16 protein-coding genes are annotated in these 20,619 nt (G+C 66.2%); 13 read left to right on the forward strand and 3 right to left on the reverse strand.

Going from position 1 to position 20,619, the window contains the following annotated elements:
• Positions 1-3: 3 nt before the first annotated feature.
• From hflK to AB4851_RS24630, 5 genes are all read left to right on the forward strand, one after another.
• Positions 4-1,407, forward strand: coding sequence for an FtsH protease activity modulator HflK (gene hflK / locus AB4851_RS24610; protein WP_414451796.1), 1,404 nt, complete (start codon positions 4-6; stop codon positions 1,405-1,407).
• Between the two features lie 15 nt (positions 1,408-1,422).
• Positions 1,423-2,325, forward strand: coding sequence for a protease modulator HflC (hflC, locus tag AB4851_RS24615; RefSeq protein WP_414451797.1), 903 nt, complete (start codon positions 1,423-1,425; stop codon positions 2,323-2,325).
• Positions 2,326-2,368: 43 nt separating this feature from the next.
• Positions 2,369-2,560, forward strand: coding sequence for a DUF2065 domain-containing protein (locus AB4851_RS24620; protein ID WP_414451798.1), 192 nt, complete (start codon positions 2,369-2,371; stop codon positions 2,558-2,560).
• 174 nt (positions 2,561-2,734) lie between these two features.
• Complete coding sequence (locus AB4851_RS24625; protein WP_414451799.1) at positions 2,735-3,883, forward strand: ATP phosphoribosyltransferase regulatory subunit; 1,149 nt, start codon at positions 2,735-2,737, stop codon at positions 3,881-3,883.
• 112 nt (positions 3,884-3,995) lie between these two features.
• Positions 3,996-5,342: an adenylosuccinate synthase gene (locus tag AB4851_RS24630; protein WP_414445419.1), complete on the forward strand. Its 1,347-nt coding sequence runs from the start codon at positions 3,996-3,998 to the stop codon at positions 5,340-5,342.
• 16 nt (positions 5,343-5,358) lie between these two features.
• On the opposite strand, the gene AB4851_RS24635 is transcribed toward AB4851_RS24630, so the two are convergent.
• A complete protein-coding gene (locus AB4851_RS24635) occupies positions 5,359-6,315 on the reverse strand; it encodes an IS110 family transposase (protein ID WP_414446788.1) in 957 nt (318 codons plus the stop codon).
• A 181-nt stretch (positions 6,316-6,496) separates the two neighbouring features.
• Here AB4851_RS24635 and AB4851_RS24640 point away from each other — a divergent pair, with 181 nt between their 5' ends.
• Together AB4851_RS24640 and AB4851_RS24645 are read left to right on the forward strand one after the other, a co-directional pair.
• Positions 6,497-7,102: a phosphoribosyltransferase gene (locus tag AB4851_RS24640; RefSeq protein WP_414445418.1), complete on the forward strand. Its 606-nt coding sequence runs from the start codon at positions 6,497-6,499 to the stop codon at positions 7,100-7,102.
• Between the two features lie 213 nt (positions 7,103-7,315).
• Entirely contained in the window at positions 7,316-9,208 is a 1,893-nt protein-coding gene (locus AB4851_RS24645; protein ID WP_414451800.1) for a potassium transporter Kup, read from the forward strand.
• Positions 9,209-9,383: 175 nt separating this feature from the next.
• On the opposite strand, the gene AB4851_RS24650 is transcribed toward AB4851_RS24645, so the two are convergent.
• Positions 9,384-11,723, reverse strand: coding sequence for a Tex family protein (locus tag AB4851_RS24650; protein WP_414451801.1), 2,340 nt, complete (start codon positions 11,721-11,723; stop codon positions 9,384-9,386).
• Positions 11,724-11,864: 141 nt separating this feature from the next.
• Here AB4851_RS24650 and AB4851_RS24655 point away from each other — a divergent pair, with 141 nt between their 5' ends.
• From AB4851_RS24655 to AB4851_RS24665, 3 genes are all read left to right on the forward strand, one after another.
• A complete protein-coding gene (locus AB4851_RS24655; RefSeq protein WP_414451802.1) occupies positions 11,865-12,623 on the forward strand; it encodes a colicin transporter in 759 nt (252 codons plus the stop codon).
• A 124-nt stretch (positions 12,624-12,747) separates the two neighbouring features.
• Positions 12,748-12,963 carry a DUF465 domain-containing protein gene (locus AB4851_RS24660; protein WP_414451803.1) on the forward strand — a complete coding sequence of 72 codons (216 nt, stop codon included), beginning with the start codon at positions 12,748-12,750 and terminating at the stop codon, positions 12,961-12,963.
• A gap of 58 nt (positions 12,964-13,021) precedes the next feature.
• A complete protein-coding gene (locus AB4851_RS24665) occupies positions 13,022-15,298 on the forward strand; it encodes an ATP-dependent DNA helicase (RefSeq protein WP_414451804.1) in 2,277 nt (758 codons plus the stop codon).
• 95 nt (positions 15,299-15,393) lie between these two features.
• On the opposite strand, the gene AB4851_RS24670 is transcribed toward AB4851_RS24665, so the two are convergent.
• Positions 15,394-16,221, reverse strand: coding sequence for an outer membrane protein assembly factor BamD (locus tag AB4851_RS24670; protein WP_414445412.1), 828 nt, complete (start codon positions 16,219-16,221; stop codon positions 15,394-15,396).
• Between the two features lie 52 nt (positions 16,222-16,273).
• On the opposite strand from AB4851_RS24670, the gene AB4851_RS24675 reads away from it, so the two are divergent.
• The 3 genes from AB4851_RS24675 (at position 16,274) to phaC (ending at position 20,618) form a co-directional block, all read left to right on the forward strand.
• The gene (locus tag AB4851_RS24675; RefSeq protein ID WP_414445411.1) at positions 16,274-17,464 is read left to right on the forward strand and encodes an RluA family pseudouridine synthase; all 1,191 of its coding nucleotides are present in this window, start codon (positions 16,274-16,276) and stop codon (positions 17,462-17,464) included.
• 5 nt (positions 17,465-17,469) lie between these two features.
• Positions 17,470-18,315, forward strand: coding sequence for a peptidoglycan editing factor PgeF (pgeF, locus tag AB4851_RS24680; protein WP_414451805.1), 846 nt, complete (start codon positions 17,470-17,472; stop codon positions 18,313-18,315).
• Between the two features lie 410 nt (positions 18,316-18,725).
• On the forward strand, positions 18,726-20,618 hold the full coding sequence (gene phaC, locus AB4851_RS24685; RefSeq protein WP_414451806.1) for a class I poly(R)-hydroxyalkanoic acid synthase: 1,893 nt from the start codon (positions 18,726-18,728) through the stop codon (positions 20,616-20,618).
• Position 20,619: the final 1 nt, after the last annotated feature.

Below are 20,619 nucleotides of genomic sequence, written 5' to 3' on the forward strand. Positions count from 1 at the left end.
CAGGTGAACGATTACAACGAGCGGAGTTCCTGGCTGCGCAAGCGCCCGATGCTGTCGATCAACGATCCCCGTTGGGGGCGTGGCGAAAGCAATGGCGACAAGTCCCGCAAGAACGAACCGAAGCGCCCGCAACCCGATCGCGATGGCGACGGCCCACCCGACCTCGACGAAATGTGGCGCAACTTCAACCGCCGCCTGTCGGGGCTGTTCGGCGGCAAGGGCGGTGGCAATCGCGGCATGCGCCCCGATAACGGGCGTGCTGCGCGCGTCGGTGTCGGCATCGTCATCGGCGTGCTGGTCGCGGTCTACGCGGGCAGTGGCATCTTCATGGTGCCGGACGGCCAGACGGGCGTCGTGCTGAAGTTCGGCGAATACCACGGCACGGTCGGCCAGGGCGCTCACTGGCGCCTGCCGTATCCGTTCGAGTCGCACGAAATCGTCGATACGGCGCAGGTGCATTCCACCGAAATCGGTCGCAACAACGTGGTGCGCATCGCCAACGTCAAGGATGCGTCGATGCTCACGCGCGATGGCGGTATCGTCGACGTGCGTTTCATCGTTCAGTACCGGATTCGCTCGGCGGCTGATTATCTGTTCCGCGCGGCCGATCCCGAACTCGCCGTGCGCCAGTCGGCGCAAGCCGCGATTCGCCGCATCGTTGGCGGGGAAGCGGCCAGCGACGTAATTGGCGTCGATCGTGATGCGTTGCGCACGCAACTCACCACGCAGATCCAGCACGATCTCGATCGTGATCAGACCGGCCTGGTGGTCACCGGCATCACGATTCAGGCCGCCCAATTGCCCGAGCAAGTGCAATCGGCGGTCGACGAAGTGGCGAAGGCGCGTCAGGCCAGCGAAGTTGCGAAGAACGCCGCGCAGGCCTATGCCGACGATCTGCTGCCGCGCGCACGTGGCGATGCGGCCAAGCTGGTCGACGAGGCCAAGGCGTATGCCGATCGCGTGGTCACGCAGGCGCAGGGCGACGCCGACCGCTACCAGCAGGTCTATGCACAGTACGAGAAGGCGCCGGCGGTGGTGCGCGAGCGCATGTATCTCGACACCATGCAGGAAATTTATTCGAAGGCGACCAAGGTCTACGTCGGCAACAAGTCGGGCAACAGCCTCATCTATCTGCCGATCGACAAGATCGTCGAACAACAACGTCAGCGCGTGGCCGACGCGGCCGCTGCCAGCGGTGCGGCGCCGGCTTCGGTGGCCGCAGGTGCATCCGATGCGGGTGCTGGCGCCGGCGCGGCCAATGCAGCGTCGTCGGCCGGTTCGTCCGCCGCCGTTTCTGCCGCGGCACCCGCAAGCGCGGCGCGTGCTGCCAGCGCCACGGCCGGCGACGATTCGCTGCGATCGCGCGAAGGGTTCCGCAGCCGGTCGCGCGAAGACGATTTGCAGTAACGGGGACCGCCAGACATGAATCGAATCATCGCGCTTGTCATTGCGCTCGTCGTCGTCGCGTTCGCCGCGTCGTCCACCGTGTTCGTCGTCGATCCGCGTCACGCGGCCGTGCTGTCCGCACGCGGCGAGGGCGAGCCCACGCTGCTCGGCCCCGGCCTGCACGTGAAGCTGCCTCCGCCGCTGCAAACTGCGGCGCTGGTCGACACTCGCCTGCAGACGCTCGAATGGGCCGATGCACAAAGCTGCACGACCTCGGATAAGCAGGACGTGCTGGTCAGCCCGGCCGTGCGCTACCGCATTACCGATCCGCTCAAGTATTACGCGAAGACCGATGCCGGCTCGCGCGACGTGGTCGATCCGCTGCTGTCGTCGCTGAAGGGCGCGTTGACGCAGGCGTTCTCGACGCGCACGCTGACCGATGCGATCCGCGCGCAGCAGGCCATCGCCGATGAGGCGAAGGCCTCGCTGCAGACCGCCGTGGCGCCTTACGGCGTCGAGATCGTCGATGTCTCGTTGCTGCGTGTGGATTTGCCTGCCGCCGCGTCCGAGGCCGCGTATCGCCGCATGTCGGCCGCCGAACGCGAGCGCGCCGATACGCAGCGTGCCGAAGGTGCTGCGAGCGCCGAGCAGATCAAGGCCGATGCGATGCGCCAGCAACAGCAGATCCTGGCCGACGGTTATCAATCGGCGCAGTCGATCAAGGGCGAGGGCGATGCGAAGGCCGCGTCGATCGCGGGCGATGCGTACGGCCGCGATCCGCAGTTCTATCAGTTCTACGCCAGCCTGCAGGCATACCGGAACACGTTCCATGCCAACGACGTGATCGTCGTCGACCCGGACAGCGAGTTCTTCCGTTTCATGCGCAGTCCGACGGGCGGCAGCGCCGCAACGCCGGCTCCCGCTCCCCGCAAACACTGACGCTGAGAAGGGGCGCCGCCATGTGCGGCGTCATCGATACCGCATGGATATTGCCGGTTCGCTGTTGCTCGCGCTCGCGCTGATGTTGATCGTCGAAGGCGCGTTCCCGTTCGTGTTTCCGGTCGCGTGGCGCGATACGTTTCGTAGAATAGCGGAGCGGCCGCCGCATCATATCCGGATCGGCGGCCTGATCGTGATGGTGATTGGCCTCGTGCTGCTCGTCTTCGCGACCTGATTTCGCGGCCGCCGATCCGGCCCGTTTCCGCCCGCCCCGGGGGCGCGGTTCCTGCCCGAACCGCCTTGCTGGCGCCTGGATGGCGCTTGCCGAACCGCGTGGCGCAGGCACCCACCGATTCCAAAATCCGGCGCGCCCGTGCGCGCCGCTGTTTCCTGTCGTAGGACCGTAACGATGTCGACCTGGTTACTTCCCGAGAATATCGCCGACGTGCTGCCGTCGGAAGCGCGCAAGATCGAGGAGCTGCGTCGCAGGCTGCTCGACCGCTTCCGTTCGTACGGTTACGAAATGGTGATGCCGCCCCTGCTCGAGTATCTCGAGTCGCTGCTGACCGGCGGCGGCAACGATCTGAATCTGCGCACGTTCAAGCTCGTCGACGAACTGTCGGGCCGCACGCTCGGCGTGCGCGCCGACATGACGCCGCAGGTCGCGCGGATCGACGCGCACCTGCTGAATCGCCAGGGCGTGACGCGCCTTTGCTACGCCGGCAACGTGCTGCATACGCGCCCGCGCGGCCTGCACGCCACGCGCGAACAGATCCAGATCGGTGCCGAGCTGTACGGCCATGCCGGCCTCGAAGCCGATCTCGAAGTGCAGCAGTTGTTGCTCGACGCGCTGCGCCTGACCGGCATCGGCACGATCCGTCTCGATCTGTGCCATGCCGGCGTGCTCAACGCGCTGTTCGCGCGCGACGCCGTGGCGGCGTCGCGCGGCGAGCTGTTGTATGGCGCGCTGGCCGGCAAGGACGTGCCGCTGATCAATGAGCTGACCGAGGATCTGGGGGCGGATACGCGTGCCGCGCTGCGCTTGCTGCCGCATCTGTATGGCGACGCGTCGGTGATCGACGAAGCGCGCCGCCAGTTGCCGGCGCTGCCCGAAATCACGCGCGCGCTCGACGATCTGGCGCAGCTCGCGGCGCAGGTGCAGGGCGCCGAGGTCGCGATCGACCTGGCCGACCTGCGCGGCTATGCGTACCACAGCGGTGCGATGTTCTCGGCCTATGTCGACGGCGTGCCGAACGCGGTCGCCCGCGGCGGCCGTTACGACCACGTGGGCCAGGCTTACGGTCGTGCGCGTCCGGCTACCGGCTTCTCGCTCGATCTGCGCGAAATCGCGCGGATTTCGCCGATCGAGGCGCGCGGCACGGCGATCCTCGCGCCGTGGCGTCAGGACGATGCGCTGCGCGTGGCGGTCGGTGCGCTGCGCGACGCGGGCGAGGTCGTGATCCAGGCACTGCCGGGGCACGATCACGTGCTCGACGAGTTCGCGTGCGACCGGACACTGGTCGAGCGCGGCGGCGCGTGGGTCGTCGAACCCCGCTGAAATATCGGCGGCGCGGCTGTTTCGGAGCCCATACCGTTGACGCGAAACGGAAAAATTCGGAACCCGCGCCGAACCTAGGTAGAATACGTTTTTAACCAGCTAACGAATCAACATGTCTGCCAGCGCAGTGAATGTGACTCCCGGGCGCAATGTCGTCGTCGTGGGAACCCAGTGGGGTGATGAAGGCAAGGGCAAGATCGTCGACTGGCTGACGGACCACGCTCACGGCGTCGTGCGTTTCCAGGGCGGTCACAATGCCGGCCACACCCTGATCATCGGCGGCAAGAAAACCATCTTGCGTCTCATCCCCTCCGGCATCATGCGCGCAGGCGTCGCCTGCTACATCGGCAACGGCGTCGTGCTGTCGCCCGAAGCGCTGTTCAAGGAAATCGGTGAGCTGGAAGAAGCGGGCCTCGACGTCCAGTCGCGCCTGTTCATCTCCGAAGCCGCCACGCTGATCCTCCCGTACCACGTCGCGATCGACCAGGCGCGCGAAGCACGCCGCGGCGCCGACAAGATCGGAACCACGGGCCGTGGCATCGGCCCGGCGTACGAAGACAAGGTCGGCCGCCGCGCGCTGCGCGTGCAGGATCTGTTCGACGCCAAGACCTTCGCCGATCGCCTGCGCGAAAACCTCGATTTCCACAACTTCGTGCTGACCCAGTACCTGGGTGGCGCAGCCGTCGATTTCCAAGCCACGCTCGACACGATGCTCGGCTATGCCGATCGGCTGAAGCCGATGGTCACGGACGTCTCGCGTCGTCTGTACGACGCCAACCACGAAGGCCAGAACCTGCTGTTCGAAGGCGCGCAAGGCACGCTGCTCGACATCGATCACGGCACCTATCCGTTCGTCACCTCGAGCAACTGCGTGGCCGGTGCGGCCGCGGCAGGCGCGGGCGTCGGCCCGCAAAAGCTCAACTACATCCTCGGCATCACCAAGGCCTATTGCACGCGCGTTGGCGCCGGCCCGTTCCCGAGCGAACTGTACGACGCGGATAACCCCGCTCGCCAGAGCCAGATCGGCGTGACGCTCGCCAACGTCGGCAAGGAATTCGGTTCGGTCACGGGCCGCCCGCGCCGTACCGGCTGGCTCGACGCCGCCGCGCTGCGCCGCTCGATCCAGATCAACGGCGTGTCGGGCCTTTGCATGACGAAGCTCGACGTGCTCGACGGCTTCGATGAAGTGCACCTCTGCGTGGGCTACAAGATCGACGGCAAGGATATCGACCTGCTGCCGCGTGGCGCCGCCGATGTCGCCCGTTGCGAGCCGGTGTACGAAACCTTCCCGGGCTGGAAGGAAAGCACGGTCGGTATCAATACGTGGGACGCGCTGCCCGCTACCGCACGTGCGTACCTGACGCGCGTGCAGGAAGTGGCCGGCGTGCCGATCGACATGGTGTCGACCGGCCCGGACCGCGACGAAACGATCCTGCTGCGTCATCCGTTCAAGGTCTGAGCAACCGTCTTGTGAGTCAAGCGATATGAAAGTCGGGATTCCAGTCGACGCGATGTTTTGCGACGGCATTGATGATCGTCAGCAGCTTGCGCATGGCGGCGACCAAAGCGACTTTCTTTCGCTTGCCTGCGAGGACGAGACGTTGGTAGTACTCGCGCAGCACAGGGTTGTAGCGCACGCCAGTGAGCGTGGCCATGTACAGGGTGCGACGCACGTCGGCGCGTCCGCCCCAGATGCTGCGCTGACCGCGCATGAGCCCCGAATCGCGATTCAGCGGCGCCACGCCGACCAGTGCTGCGATGCGTCTGCGATCGAGCTTGCCCAGTTCGGGCAGCTCGGCGAGCAGCACGGCGACGCTGGTCGAGCCGATGCCAGGCACGCTGCGCAACGTGCGCGCCAGTTCGGCATGATGATGCGCAACGTGCGCGGCGACCTCGGTATCGCTGTCGTCGAGCTCCTTTTTGAGGAAATCGATGACGCGTTCGAGGCTGGCCCGGGCTGCAGCATGGGCAAGCCGCAAGCGTTGTCGCTCGCCGGTGATCATCTGGACCAGTTGCCGACGCCGCAGCACCAGGGCTTGAAGCCGCTGGAGTTCGGCATCGGCAAGCGGTTTGACGAAACGCTCGCGCTCGGGATGCTGGTGCAGCACGCGAGCGAAGGCGGCCAGCATCCTGGCGTCGAGCGCATCGGTCTTGGCCAGCACGCCCATGGCTCGCGCAAAGTCGCGCGCCATGCGAGGGTTGACCACGGCGACGGCCAGGCCCACGGCTTGAAGTGCGCACGCAGCCTCGAACTCGTAGCCGCCGGTGGCCTCCAGCACGATCAGCGCCGGCTGAAGTTCACGCAATTGACTGACCAGTTGTTCGATGCCGGCCGCGTCGTTGGTTGCCTGCCACGTCGCAGTTTGCGTGCTGGTGGCCACCTCCAGCGTCCGGCTCGACACATCGATTCCCACGAAAACAGTATCGGACACGTCCCTTCGCTCCCATCCTTGTTTATGCGAACTCTACATTCCTACAACCGTTCGGGCTGCAAGAAAGGACGGTCCAACCCGGGCGCCCAGTGCTCAGTCACGGGCTTCGTGTTTCAACCCAGAGGCCGCTCGGGCTACCCGAGTTGGTCCGAGGCTTAAAGATACAAGGCCTGGTCGCACGATGACGCAAGCAAAGAATCATCACGGCGCGCCGATCGAGATGTCCGATCCGCGCAATGACGACAGGAACCTGTGGGTCGGCTGGGACGAGTATCACCGTCTCGTCGAACTGCTGGCGCTCGCGGTGCACGAATCGGGCTGGAAGTTCGACCAGATTCTGTGTCTCGCTCGCGGTGGCCTGCGCGTCGGCGATCAACTGTCGCGCATCTACGATCTGCCGCTCGCGATCCTCGCGACGAGTTCGTATCGCGAGGCCGCCGGCACGCAGCAGGGCGATCTCGACATCGCGCAGTACATCACGATGACGCGCGGCAATCTGTCCGGCAACGTGCTGCTGGTCGACGATCTGGTCGATTCGGGCGTCACGTTGGCGCGCGTGCAGCAGCATCTGAAGGAGCGTTATCCGTCGGTCACGGCCGTGCGCTCCGCCGTGCTTTGGTACAAGGCGTGTTCGAAGGTGAAGCCCGATTACTTCGTCCAGCATCTGGAGACGAACCCGTGGATTCACCAGCCGTTCGAGGAGTGGGACACGTTGCGCCCGCATAACCTCGTGGCGTGGACCAAGCGTGGCCGCGCATTGCGCGACGACGGCACGCCCCAGCAATAAGGCCTGCGAGATCCGCAAGGCATTCACAATCGGCGCCCGCGGGCGCCGATTGCATTTCGGGCCGCGTCCCGTCTGCTACCTGTTTAATCGGGGCCGCATGCTACACTGGCTCGCCCTCGTCGCTTCACGGCAACACTACGTGATGGCATGGCGACGCGAGCAGTCTAGAATAGCGCTCGTTTTTCCGACCCCAGAACGGAACGTTACGCTTCCATGACCGACACGACCCATTCGAACACCCAAAAAACCTCCCTGCAGGCTCTCTCCGTCGCGGCGATCGGTGTGGTGTTCGGCGATATCGGCACCAGCCCGCTTTACTCGTTGCGCGAGGCGTTCAGTCCGGCTCACGGCATTCCGCTCACGCAGGCCTCCATCCTCGGCGTCATCTCGCTGCTGTTCTGGGCGATCATGCTGGTGGTCGGCATCAAGTACCTGATGTTCGTGATGCGCGCCGACAACAACGGCGAGGGCGGCGCGTTCGCGTTGATGGCGCTGGCGCTGCGCTCGGTCGAATCGCGCCGGCATCTGACCAAGGTGCTGATGGCGCTCGGCATCTTCGGCGCCTGCATGTTCTACGGTGACGCGGTGATCACGCCGGCCATCTCGGTGATGTCGGCCGTCGAAGGCCTCGAAATCGCCACCCCCCAACTCACTCACCTGGTGCTGCCGATCACGGTCGTGATCCTGATCGCGCTGTTCTGGATCCAGCGGCACGGCACGGCCACGGTCGGCAAGCTGTTCGGCCCGATCATGGTGCTCTGGTTCGTGACGCTGGCGGTGCTCGGCGTTTATCACATCGCACGCGTGCCGATGGTGATCGCGGCCATCAACCCGTATTACGCGTTCTCGTTCATGGCCGACCACGTGCTGCAGGCCTACGTCGTGCTGGGGTCGGTGGTGCTGGTGCTGACCGGTGCCGAGGCGCTCTATGCCGACATGGGCCACTTCGGCGTGAAGCCGATCCGGCTTGCCGGCTACGCGCTCGTGATGCCTTCGCTGGTGCTCAACTACTTCGGCCAGGGTGCGCTGCTGATGCAGAACCCGAAGGCGATCGAAAATCCGTTCTTCCTGCTGGCCCCCGATTGGGCGCTGCTGCCGCTCGTGGTGCTGTCGACGGTCGCCACCGTGATCGCCTCGCAGGCCGTGATCTCGGGCGCCTATTCGCTGACCAGCCAGGCCATCCAGCTCGGCTACGTGCCGCGCATGAAGGTGCTGCACACGTCCGATCTGGCGATCGGGCAGATCTACGTGCCGGTGGTGAACTGGCTGCTGCTGTGCGTGATCATCTTCATCGTGATCGGCTTCAAGTCGTCCGATAATCTGGCCGCGGCCTACGGTATCGCCGTGACGGCGACGATGGTGATCACCACGGTGCTGGCCTGCGTCGTCATGATCAATGTGTGGAAGTGGAACCGCTTCCTCGTCGGGGCGATCATCGGTGTGTTCCTGATCATCGATCTGGGCTTCTTCGGCGCGAATCTGCTGAAGGTCGCGCAGGGCGGCTGGCTGCCGCTCTGTATCGGCGGGCTGCTGTTCTTCCTGCTGACGACGTGGTTCAAGGGCCGCCATATCGTCAAGGAGCGTACGGCCGCCGACGGTATCCCGCTCACGCCGTTCCTGCAGGGCCTGCTGGCGCATCCGCCGCATCGCGTGTCGGGCACCGCGATCTACCTGACCGGCAACGACCGGCTCGTGCCGGTCAGCCTGCTGCACAACCTCAAGCACAACAAGGTGCTGCACGAGCGCACGCTGTTCCTGACGTTCGTGACGCGCGACATCCCGTATGTGCGCGGCGACGAGCGCATGACGGTGCAGGAAGCGGGCGGCGGCCTGTATATCGTCAAGGCCGAGTATGGTTTCAACGAAACCCCCGACGTGAAGGCCGTGCTCGAGGATATCGGCCGCAAGCACGACATGTCGTTCGAGCTGATGGATACCTCGTTCTTCCTCGCGCGCGAAACCGTGGTGCCGACCCATCTGCCCGGCATGTCGCTGTGGCGCGAGCGCGTGTTTGCCTGGATGCACCAGAACGCCGCGAAGCCGACCGACTTCTTCGCGATCCCGGCCAACCGGGTGGTGGAGTTGGGCACCAAGATCGAGATCTGACCGGGAAGGCGGAGCGCCTTTATCGGACGAAACAAGCCGCGCATCGCGCGGCTTTTTCTTTGGGACCACGGCGGATATGAAAAAGCCCGCATCGTTCGATGCGGGCTTTCGGGCCTTCGAGCTTGCGGAACGAGGCGCGGGCGGCTAGTTTCTGCCCGCCGGCCTCGTTGCCTCGTCAGCGCTTGAGCTTCGCGAACGCCGTCGCCATCGCGCCGGCCGGCTCCGCGTCACGCGAACGCTGCGGGCGGCCGCCTGCGCCGCCGCCGCGCGGCCCGTTGCGATCGCCGCTCGATGCGCCGCCGCGGCTGCCGCTGGTGGCGACGCCCGGCTCGTCATTGAGGCGCATCGTCAGTGCAATCCGCTGACGCTTCACGTCGACGTCGAGCACCTTGACCTTGACCACCTGGCCCGCCTTGACGACTTCATGCGGGTCCTTGATGAACTTGGTGGACATGGCCGAGACGTGCACCAGGCCATCCTGGTGAACGCCGATATCGACGAATGCGCCGAACGCGGCCACGTTGGTCACCACGCCTTCGAGCGTCATGCCCGGCATCAGGTCCGATACCTTTTCCACGCCGTCGCGGAACGTGGCCGTCTTGAATTCGGGGCGCGGGTCGCGGCCCGGTTTTTCGAGTTCGGAGAGGATGTCGCGCACCGTCGGCAGACCGAAACGATCGTCAACGAACTCGGTGGGCGAGAGCCCCGACAGCGCCTCGCGATTGCCGAGCACGTCGTCGATGCGCTTGCTGATCCTGGCGAGCATGCGTTCAACCACCGGATAGGCTTCCGGGTGCACTGACGAACGGTCAAGCGGGTTCTCGCCGCCGTTGATGCGCAGGAAGCCCGCGGCCTGCTCGAACGTCTTGTCGCCGAGGCGCGGCACGCGGCGCAGATGCTCGCGCGACGGGAACGGGCCGTTCGCGTCGCGGAAATCGACGATATTGCGCGCCAGCGTGGCGTTCAGGCCCGACACGCGCGACAGCAGGGCAGCCGACGCCGTGTTGGCATCCACCCCGACCGCGTTCACGCAATCCTCGACCACCGCGTCAAGCGAGCGCGCCAGCTCGCGCTGATTCACGTCGTGCTGATATTGGCCGACGCCGATCGCCTTCGGCTCGATCTTGACGAGCTCGGCGAGCGGGTCCTGCAGGCGGCGCGCGATCGACACGGCGCCGCGCAGCGTCACGTCGAGTTCGGGGAATTCCTTGGCGGCCGTTTCGGATGCCGAGTACACCGACGCGCCGGCTTCCGACACGACGATCTTCTGCAGCTTCAGTTCGGGATGCTTGGCGATCAGCTCGCTGGCGAGCTTGTCGGTTTCGCGCGAGGCCGTGCCGTTGCCGATGCTGATCAATTCGGCCTGCGTGTGCGCGGCGATGCGCGCGAGGCGGGCCAGCGAGCCGTCCCAGTCGCGGCGCGGTTCGTGCGGGTAGATCGTGTCGGTCGCCAGCAGCTTGCCGGTGCGATCGACCACGGCCACCTTGACGCCGGTGCGCAGGCCCGGATCGAGGCCGATCACGGCCTTCGGGCCGGCCGGCGCGGCCAGCAGCAGGTCCTTCAGATTGCGCGCGAACACGCGGATCGCCTCGCCTTCGGCATCCTCGCGCAACTGCGTCAGCAGTTCGGATTCGATGTGCGGCTGCACCTTGACGCGCCAGCACCAGCGGCACGCGTCGGACAGCCATTTGTCGGCCGGGCGGTTCTGGTTCGCGATGCCGAAATGGCGCGCGATCATCGCCTCGCCCGGGTGCGGCACCTGCGCGTCGAGTTCCTCGCCGAGGCCGAGCTTGACGGTCAGCACACCGGCGTTGCGGCCCCGGAACAGCGCCAGCGCGCGGTGCGACGGCACGGTCTTGATCGTTTCCGAGTAGTCGTAGTAATCGCGGAATTTCTCGCCTTCCTCGCTTTCCTTGCCTTCCACGACAGCCGACGACACCACGCCCTGGTTGTGCAGGTAGTCGCGCAGCTTGCCGAGCAGCTCGGCCGTTTCGCCGAATCGCTCGGACAAAATGTCGCGCGCGCCGTCGAGCGCGGCCTTGATGTCGGCAACGCCCTTTTCGGCGTCGACGTAGGCGGCGGCTTCGGCTTGCGGATCGAGTGACGGATCGGCGAGCAGGGCCAGTGCGAGCGGCTCGAGGCCGGCTTCGCGGGCGATCTGCGCGCGGGTGCGGCGCTTCGGCTTGTAGGGCAGGTACAGGTCTTCCAGGACCTGCTTGCTGTCGGCGGCCTCGATGGCGGCGCGCAGTTCGTCGCCGAGCTTGCCCTGTTCGTCGATGCTGGCGAGGATCGTCGCGCGGCGGTCTTCGAGTTCGCGCAAGTACAGCAGGCGCTCTTCGAGCTGGCGCAGTTGCGTGTCGTCCAGATTGCCCGTCACTTCCTTGCGGTAGCGCGAGATGAACGGAACGGTGGAGCCTTCGTCGAGGAGTTGCACGGCGGCCGCGACCTGCCGCGGTTGCACCGAGAGTTCGGTGGCGATGCGCTGAACGATCTTGAGTGCTACGGTTTCCGTCATGGGATTTGAGAGCGTCTACGGCCTGCTGGAGCGCCCGTGGCCGGCGAACCGGGCCGGGCGGGTGAATGGAGCGGGGCATTTTGCCATAAATGCGTTTGGGGGCCGCCGCGAGGGGTTTCCTGCGGTGTTAGAATTTGCGCCATGTCCCGCAGCTTTCCTACGACGTTGCCAATCTCCCGACTCACTTTTGCCGCGCTGGCCCTCGCGCTCGGTGCCATTTCTTCCGTGCCGTCCGTTGCTTCCGCGCAAGCGGAGCCGGCCGCGCAGGCCAATGCGTCCGCCACGGGCGATGCCGCTGCCGCGGCACAGAATCCCGATTTCGATGCCCGCCAAAAAGTGCTCAATCAACGCACGGCGGAAAACAATTATCGTTATGGGGTGGCCCAGCACGACTGCTACAGTCGATTCTTCGTGAATAATTGTCTGATCAAAGCGCGTGACGAGATGCGAGTCGAACGGTCGAGCGTCAGCCAGCAGCAGCTTGCCCTCGACGACGAGCAGCGTGCCGCACGCGCGCAGCGCCGCGACGATCAGCAGGCGCTGAAGGCCGCGCAGCAGCAGGCCGACGCGCCGCAGCGCGCCGCGAACGAACAGGCGAATGCAGCGTCGTACCAGGACAAGCAGCAGCAAAACGCGCTCCAGCGTGCGCAACGCGATGCCGAAGCGCCGCAGCACACGGCGAGCCAAAAGGCGTATGACCAGAAGCAGGCCGATTTCCAGCGCAAGCTCGATCAAGCCCATGCCCAGGCGGCGCAGGATGCGCAGCAGCGCACGCAGAACGCCGAGCGCTACGACGACAAGCAACGCGAGGCCGCGCAGCACAAGGCCGATGTCGAAGAGCGGCAACGTCAGGCCGCGCAGAAGGCCCAGGAAAAGCAACAACAGCAGCAACAGCAATAAGGCGCGTCACAGGTCGTCGCGCCGAATTCGGGGGTGGGTAATTCGTTCGGACAGCCAATCCGGCATATCGCGAGCGGTACGGTCAGGCCCTTGCGATGCGTCGGTTCTTTTCAAGGAGGCGAGCATGCAAACCCGTCAAACGGAGCCGAAGCAGGAGTTGCGTAACCGACTGATGTCGTTGCAGGAGCAACACACCCAACTGTCACGCGAGATCGAGTTGAAAGAAAACCGATCCGACATCGACGACCTGGCACTGCACCGGCTGAAGAAGGAAAAGCTGTTGGCCAAGGACAAAATCATCATGCTGCAATCGCAGCTCGAACCGGATCAGCAAGCCTGATCGCGGCCTGGCAAGCGCCGGCGCCGCATCGGGTACCGGAACTGAGGAACCGCTTGCCGTGAATGCACCGTTAGAAGCATCTGCCGACGCGCGACGCGACGATTCGTCCGCGCCGGCGCCGCGCGCGTCTGCCGCTCAACCGCTCGCGATGCCGAGCCGCAAACGCGTCGGCGAACTCGACGCCATCTTCGGCGAAGGCGGCCTGCTCGCGCGCGCGCTCGACGGGTATCGCCCGCGTGCGTCGCAAATCGACATGGCCCGCGCCGTGGCCGCTGCCATGGAAGCCTCGGCCCGCAAGCTGCCCGAGCCGGAAATCTTCGATGCGCGCAAGCGCCCGGCCCGCAAGCTGCAAGGCGAGGGCGCCGCGGCCGACGATGCGCGCGGCGACAGCGCCCCCGCGGCCGATGACAGCGCCGACAACACCCTGATCGTCGAGGCCGGCACCGGCACCGGCAAGACCTACGCCTATCTCGTGCCGGCCATGCTCTGGGGCGGCAAGGTGATCGTCTCGACCGGCACCAAGCACTTGCAGGATCAGCTGTTCGCCCGCGACATCCCGACCGTGCGCGACACGCTTGCGGTGCCCGTCACGGTGGCCATGCTGAAGGGCCGCTCGAACTACCTCTGCCACTATTACCTGCAGCGCACCGCCGACAGTGGCCGGATGCCGACGCGGCAGGACACGGCTTATCTGCAGGAAATCATCCGTTTCGCCAAGATCACGCGCAGCGGCGACAAGGCCGAACTCGCGAGCGTGCCCGAAACGGCGCCGGTTTGGTCGATGGTCACCTCGACGCGCGACAACTGCCTCGGCCAGGATTGCCCGCAGTACAAGGAATGCTTCGTGATGCAGGCGCGCCGCGAGGCGCAGCAGGCCGACGTGGTGGTGGTCAATCACCATCTGTTCTTCGCCGACATCATGCTGCGCGACACCGGCATGGCCGAACTGCTGCCCAGCGCGAACACGATCATCTTCGACGAAGCGCACCAGTTGCCCGAAACGGCCACGCTGTTCTTCGGCGAAACCTTGTCGACCACGCAGATCCTCGAACTCGCGCGCGACAGCGTGGTCGAGGGCCTCGCGCATGCGCGCGACGCGGTGGAGTGGGTCAAGCTCGGCGCCGCGCTGGAGCGTGCCGCGCGCGATGTGCGGCTCGCGTTCGCCGACACCGGTATTGTGCGCATGTCGTTGGCGCAACTTGGCGACGATCATGCGCTGTTCGCGGCGCTCGACGATGTCGATGCCGCGCTCGACGCGCTCGCGTCGGCGTTGGCCAGCCAGTCCGAGCGGGCCGAATCGATCGGCGCTTGCCTGCGCCGCGCTCGCGAGCTGCAAGGCATTCTGGCGGGCTGGGTGGCGCCCGATGCGGCCGCGGCCGTGGCCGCGCAATCCGCCGGCAAGGACAAATCCGCCAAGGCGGACGACGGCGAGCCGGCCGAAGCGAAACTGAAGGACGATCCGGGCGAGAAGGTGCGCTGGGTCGAGGTGTTTTCGCAGACGGTGCAGTTGCACGAAACGCCGCTGTCGGTCGCGCCGATCTTCGCCAAGCAGCGTGCCGGCGTGCCGCGCGCATGGATCTTCACGTCGGCAACCTTGTCGGTGCGCGGCGATTTCGCGCACTACGCGGCGCAGATGGGCCTCAGCTCGCGCCGCTCGATGACGCTGCCGAGCCCGTTCGACTACCCGCAGCAGGGGCTGCTGTACGTACCGCGCGATATGCCGCAGCCGTCGTCGCCGCTGTTTACCGACGCCGTGTTCGATGCGGCGCTGCCGGCCATCGAGGCGGCGGGCGGCGGCGTGTTCATGCTGTGCACCACGCTGCGCGCGGTGGACCGGATCGCCACCAAGCTGCGCGAGACGATCGAGGCGCGCGGCTGGAACCTGCCGCTGCTCGTGCAGGGCGATGCGAGCCGCACCGAGTTGCTCGACCGTTTCCGCGCCTATGGCAATGCGATCCTGGTCGGCAGTCAGAGCTTCTGGGAAGGCGTGGACGTGCGCGGCGATGCGCTGTCGCTGGTCGTAATCGACAAGCTGCCGTTCGCGCCGCCGGACGATCCGGTGCTGGCCGCCCGGCTCGATGCGCTCACGAAAAAGGGCTTGAGTCCGTTCGCCGTGCATCAGTTGCCGCAGGCGGTGATCACGCTGAAGCAGGGCGCGGGGCGTTTGATTCGTGCCGAAACCGATCGCGGCGTGCTGATGATCTGCGATACGCGGCTCGTCGACAAACCCTACGGCCGCCGAATCTGGCAAAGCCTGCCGCCGTTCAAGCGCACGCGCGAGATCGACGTCGTGCGCGAGTTCTTTGAGGAAGGCGGGCGCGGCATTCGGCCCTGAACGGTATGACGCCGCTCGTCACGCGCAGAGCGCGGCGCGCCGCCAATAAAAAACCCGGCCGAGGCCGGGTTTTTTATCGTTGCCCGAGGGCAGGCTCAGAACTGCCACCATGCGCGCTTGGCCGTGCCCGGGCGTGCATGACCCGTGATGTACGGGCTGTCCGGGAACGTGCTGGCGAGCACGCGCTTGGTGTCGTCGGCGAGCTGCGGCTGGTTCAGCTTCGTGTACGACAGCATCATGATGTGCAGCGCGTCTTCGATCGCCGGCGCGTTCTTGTATTGCGTGATCGCGAGCTGCGCGCGGTTGATGGAGGCCACGTAGGCGCCGCGGCGGTAGTAGTAATCGGCGGCATGCACTTCGTGCGAGGCCAGCGCGTTGACGATGTAGCGCATGCGTGCGGCGGCGTCGGGCGCATACTTGCTCTTCGGGTAGCGGTCGACGACGATCTTGAACGCATCGTACGATTCGCGCAGCGCCTGCGGATCGCGCTCGCTCATGTCCTGACCCGAGAAGCGGCCGAACAGGCCCAGGTCGTCGTTGAAGTGGATCATCCCCTTCAGGTAATACGCGTAGGCGATGTCCGGGTGATCCGGGTGAAGCTGGATGAAGCGGTTGACGGCCTGGTCGGCGGCGGCGGCTTCGTTATCCTTCCAGTTGCAGTAGGCGACGTTGATCTGCGCCTGTTGTGCGAAATGGCCGAACGGATCGCGGCCTTGCAGCGCTTCGAAGTACTTCGCGCACTTGCCCCAGTCGCGGCCGTTCAGCGAATCCTCGGCCTCTGAGTATAATTTGTTGTTCGACCAGGTCGCCGTTTCGTCGGTCTTCTGCGGCAAGCCGTGGCAGCCCGCGATCAGGGCGGCGGCCGCAGCCAGCGCAACCCACGCGGCCACAGGTTTTGCCACGCGTTTGGTCGAAATCATCATGGTGAATGTGGCTCGCATGTCCTAAGCTTTCAGTCTCGGTGACCCAGTCTAAATGACCCGTTCAAGTTCGTTCCGTGCCCAGCCGGGCACGGCAAATAGCGACGATTATAGCCCAAGCGCTACTCCGTCCGACGTATCGGGGAGCGATTCGCTCGACGACGACCTGTCGGGCGAGGGGCTTGTCGCGCCAGCGTCCCCCGCATCCGCCGACGAAGCGCCACGTATCGTCTCGGTTCCCGACTCGCTTGCCGGCGACCGCCTCGACAAGGTGCTCGCGCAATTGTTTCCGGATTTTTCCCGTAACCGCCTGCAAAGCTGGATCGAGGCCGGGCGCGTGCGCGTCGACGGCGCGCCGGCCAAGGTACGCCAGCCGGTGCCGCTCGGCGCGTCGATCGAGCTGGTGCCCGATCTGCTGCCCGAGCAACTCGCGTTCGCCGCGGAACCCGTGCCGCTGTCGATCATCTACGAAGATGACACGCTGGTCGTGATCGACAAGCCCGCCGGCCTGGTCGTGCATCCGGCCGCCGGCAACTGGAGCGGCACGCTGCTCAACGGCCTGCTGCATCGCTACGGCCCGTCCGCGGCGGGGCTGCCGCGCGCCGGCATCGTGCATCGTCTCGACAAGGAGACCTCGGGCCTGATGGTGGTGGCGCGCACGCTGGCCGCGCAAACGGATCTCGTGCGCCAGCTTCAGGCCCGCACCGTCAAGCGGCGCTACTTCGCGCTGGTGTGGGGACGCATGCGCGAGAGCGGCACGATCGATGCGCCGATCGGGCGCGATCCGCGCGAGCGCACGCGCATGGCGGTCGTCACGAGCGCATCGGGCAAGCCGGCGCGCACGCACTTTCGCACCACCGAAACCGTGCTGTGGCAGAACCAGCCCATCTCGTCGATTCACTGCGATCTCGAAACCGGCCGCACGCACCAGATCCGCGTGCATTGCGCGGCGACCGGCCATCCGCTGCTCGGCGATCCCGTCTACGGTCACGCGCGCGGCAAGCGTTCGGTTGCGGCGCTGCCGGGCGGCTTCGCACGGCAGGCACTGCATGCCTGGCGGCTCGGCCTGGTCCACCCGGCCACGGGCCGCAACATGCAGTGGCGCTGCGCGCCGCCGGCGGACATCGTCGAGCTGATGGCCGCGCTCGGTTTCGGCGCCGAGGAGGCCGATTTCGACGACGATGACGAAGACGACGATTACGACGGCGAGATCTTCTATGTCTACGACGATCCCGACGAGGACTGATGCGAATGCCCACCACGATGGTGCCGGAACTGAGCTGGGACGACTGCCTGCAACCGGGTTGGCGCGTCTCGCCGCGCGTGCGTGCGCTGGTCTCCACGCGTAACGGCGGCGTGAGCGTCGCGCCCTACGGCCGTTGGTCGGCGGGCGAGGGCGATGCGCCGGGCGGCCTCAATCTCGGCTTTCGTGCCGGGGACGATCCGCAAGCCGTTGCGGCCAATCGCGCACGGCTGCTGGCGTTGACCGGCCGGCCGCGCGCGGCGTGGCTCGAGCAGGTGCACGCCACCACGGTGGTGCGGGCCGATGCGGTGCTGGCGGGCGGGCTCGATGCGCCCCCGGTGCGCGCCGACGCGAGCGTCACCGATGTGCCGGGGGCGGTCTGCGTGGTGATGGTGGCCGACTGCATGCCGGTGCTGTTCTGCGACGAGGCCGGGCGCGCGGTGGGCGCCGCGCACGCGGGCTGGCGCGGGCTGGTGGGCGGCATCATCGAAAAGACCGCGGCGCAGGTGGCCGAGCTGGCCGGTGTCGAGGCGAGCTGGCTGCATGCCTATCTCGGCCCGGCGATCGGGCCGGCCGCGTTCGAGGTGGGCGAGGATGTTCACGCGGCGTTCGCCGAGGCGGCCACGCCCGACGAACGCGACGCCACCGCGTGCGCTTTCGTCGCCATCGATGGCGCGCCGGGCAAGTACCACGCCGATCTCTACGCGCTGGCGCGCTTGCGCGCGGCGCGCCTCGGCATGGCGCAACCGCTGGGCGGCGGTGCCTGCACGCTGACCGAGCGCGAGCGTTTCTATTCGTACCGGCGCGATCGCGTGACGGGCCGCATGAGCGCGATGATCTGGATCGACGGCTGAAGGCGGTGTGGTGCGGGGTGGCGTATCGTGTGCAGGGATACCGGGCGCGCGCTTCGATGCCGACGAGGGTTTTTTACCGCGCCCCGTCATAAATGCGATGCCGGATTGCTGCGCCGCGTGACATGCTTGCCGTCACGGAACCCGGATAGGCTGATCCGGCTCCAAGCAAATGTCTGTTGCGCTTGCGGCCGGGCTTCCGGCGGCGATTGCGATGGATTGCCGCCACGTCGCGGCCACGTGCGTTTTCTCCCGCAGTTTCACATGGGGAAAACGATAATGATAAATCTACTGCACTGCGGCAGAATCTGGAAGCCAGCCTCTAACGCGTGACGGCGCGCAGTTTTCGCCGTACGCAGGTTGTTGACGCAGCATGTCCAGATGCACCGCCAGGAATCACCGGTAACGCAGGTATGACAGCACCGAAAAATTCGTCGACTTCCTCACAAGCGGACTCCTCCCCGGGACGCCAGACCGCCGATGCGTCCCAGCCGATGCAGCAGATGTTCCAGACGTGGCTCGACGCATGGGGCCGCTTCGCGGAACCGCTGCGTGCGGCCGCAGGCCAGGCAGCCCAGTCCGCTGCAACCGGCCCGTCTTCCACCCCGTTTTCCTTTCCGTTCGCGATGCCGAAGCCGCCCGAATGGGCTGCCGGTTGGCCGCCTGCCGGCGGCGCGGCGCTCCCCGGCGTGGCCTTGCCGATGGCCTCGGTGCCGCCCGCCAAGCTCCAGCAGTTGCAGGCCGATTACGCCCGCGACAGCGCCGAGCTGTTCCGTCAGGCCGGTTCGGCCCAGCTTGCATCGCCCGAACTGAAGGACCGCCGTTTCAGCGCCGAGGCGTGGAAAGCGTCGCCCGCGCACGCCTTCACGGCGGCCTGGTATCTGTTGAACGCACGCTATCTGCAATCGCTGGCCGAGGCGGTCGAGGCCGACCCGAAAACGCGCGAGCGAATCCGCTTTGCGGTGCAGCAGTGGACCGCCGCCACTGCTCCGAGCAACTTTCTCGCGCTGAATCCGGAAGCGCAGAAGAACCTGCTCGACACCAAGGGCGAGAGCCTGCGGCAGGGCATCATGAACCTGCTCGGCGATCTGCAGCGCGGCAAGATTTCCCAGACCGACGAATCGCAGTTCGTGGTCGGCAAGAACCTCGCGAGCACCGAAGGCGCCGTGGTGTTCGAGAACGAACTGATGCAACTGATTCAGTACCGGCCTGTTACGCCGACTGTGTATGAGCGGCCGCTGCTGATCGTCCCGCCCTGCATCAACAAGTTCTACATCCTCGATCTGCAGCCCGAGAATTCGCTGGTCGCGCATGCGCTTGCGAGCGGCCACCAGGTGTTCCTGGTGTCGTGGCGCAACGCCGATGCGTCGATCGCCGGCAAGACCTGGGACGACTACACGAACGACGGCGTGCTCGCCGCGATCGAGGCGGCCGGGCAGATCAGCGGGCGCGAGCAGATCAACGCGCTCGGCTTCTGCGTCGGTGGCACGATGCTGGCCACCGCGCTGGCCGTGCTGGCCGCGCGCGGTGAACACCCGGTCGCGTCGATGACGCTGTTGACCGCGATGCTCGACTTCACCGATACCGGCATTCTCGATCTGTTCGTCGACGAGGCGCACGTGCAGATGCGCGAGCAGACCATCGGCGGCAAGAACGGCGCGACGCCGGGCCTGATGCACGGCGTGGAGTTCGCGAACACGTTCTCGTTTTTGCGACCGAACGATCTGGTCTGGAACTACGTGGTCGACAACTACCTGAAGGGCCGCACGCCGGCGCCGTTCGACCTGCTGTACTGGAACAGCGATTCGACGAGCCTGCCCGGCCCGATGTACGCGTGGTATCTGCGCCATACGTATCTCGAGAACCGCCTGCGCGAGCCCGGTTCGCTGACGGTGTGCGGCGAGGAGGTCGACCTGACGCGCATCGACGTGCCGACCTTCATCTACGGCTCGCGCGAGGATCACATCGTGCCGTGGCAAACGGCCTATGCGTCCACCTCGCTGCTGACGGGGCCGCTGCGCTTCGTGCTCGGCGCGTCGGGCCATATCGCCGGCGTGATCAATCCGCCGGCCAAGAACAAACGCAGCTACTGGACGTTCGATTCGCCCGACGCGAAGGAGTTGCCCGAACACGCGCAGGACTGGTTCGAGGCGGCCACCGAGCATCCGGGCAGTTGGTGGCCCGAATGGATCGATTGGCTCGATCAGTACGGCGGCCGCAAGACCAAGCCGCGCGCCACGCTCGGCTCGGCGCAGTTTCCGGTGATCGAGCCCGCGCCGGGCCGCTACGTGATGGTGCGCAATTGAC

It is taken from the genome of Burkholderia sp. 22PA0099, from assembly GCF_047497165.1.
GTDB lineage: Bacteria > Pseudomonadota > Gammaproteobacteria > Burkholderiales > Burkholderiaceae > Burkholderia.

What these genes read in the sequence shown, in the direction of transcription:
- AB4851_RS24655 (WP_414451802.1), top strand. Translation starts at nt 11,865, where the DNA reads ATGTCCCGCAGCTTTCCTACGACGTTGCCAATCTCCCGACTCACTTTT.
- AB4851_RS24620 (WP_414451798.1), top strand. Translation starts at nt 2,369, where the DNA reads ATGGATATTGCCGGTTCGCTGTTGCTCGCGCTCGCGCTGATGTTGATC.
- phaC (WP_414451806.1), top strand. Translation starts at nt 18,726, where the DNA reads ATGACAGCACCGAAAAATTCGTCGACTTCCTCACAAGCGGACTCCTCC.
- AB4851_RS24630 (WP_414445419.1), top strand. Translation starts at nt 3,996, where the DNA reads ATGTCTGCCAGCGCAGTGAATGTGACTCCCGGGCGCAATGTCGTCGTC.
- AB4851_RS24650 (WP_414451801.1), bottom strand. Translation starts at nt 11,723, where the DNA reads ATGACGGAAACCGTAGCACTCAAGATCGTTCAGCGCATCGCCACCGAA.
- pgeF (WP_414451805.1), top strand. Translation starts at nt 17,470, where the DNA reads ATGCCCACCACGATGGTGCCGGAACTGAGCTGGGACGACTGCCTGCAA.
- AB4851_RS24640 (WP_414445418.1), top strand. Translation starts at nt 6,497, where the DNA reads ATGACGCAAGCAAAGAATCATCACGGCGCGCCGATCGAGATGTCCGAT.
- AB4851_RS24625 (WP_414451799.1), top strand. Translation starts at nt 2,735, where the DNA reads ATGTCGACCTGGTTACTTCCCGAGAATATCGCCGACGTGCTGCCGTCG.
- AB4851_RS24670 (WP_414445412.1), bottom strand. Translation starts at nt 16,221, where the DNA reads ATGATGATTTCGACCAAACGCGTGGCAAAACCTGTGGCCGCGTGGGTT.
- AB4851_RS24675 (WP_414445411.1), top strand. Translation starts at nt 16,274, where the DNA reads ATGACCCGTTCAAGTTCGTTCCGTGCCCAGCCGGGCACGGCAAATAGC.
- hflC (WP_414451797.1), top strand. Translation starts at nt 1,423, where the DNA reads ATGAATCGAATCATCGCGCTTGTCATTGCGCTCGTCGTCGTCGCGTTC.
- AB4851_RS24660 (WP_414451803.1), top strand. Translation starts at nt 12,748, where the DNA reads ATGCAAACCCGTCAAACGGAGCCGAAGCAGGAGTTGCGTAACCGACTG.
- AB4851_RS24645 (WP_414451800.1), top strand. Translation starts at nt 7,316, where the DNA reads ATGACCGACACGACCCATTCGAACACCCAAAAAACCTCCCTGCAGGCT.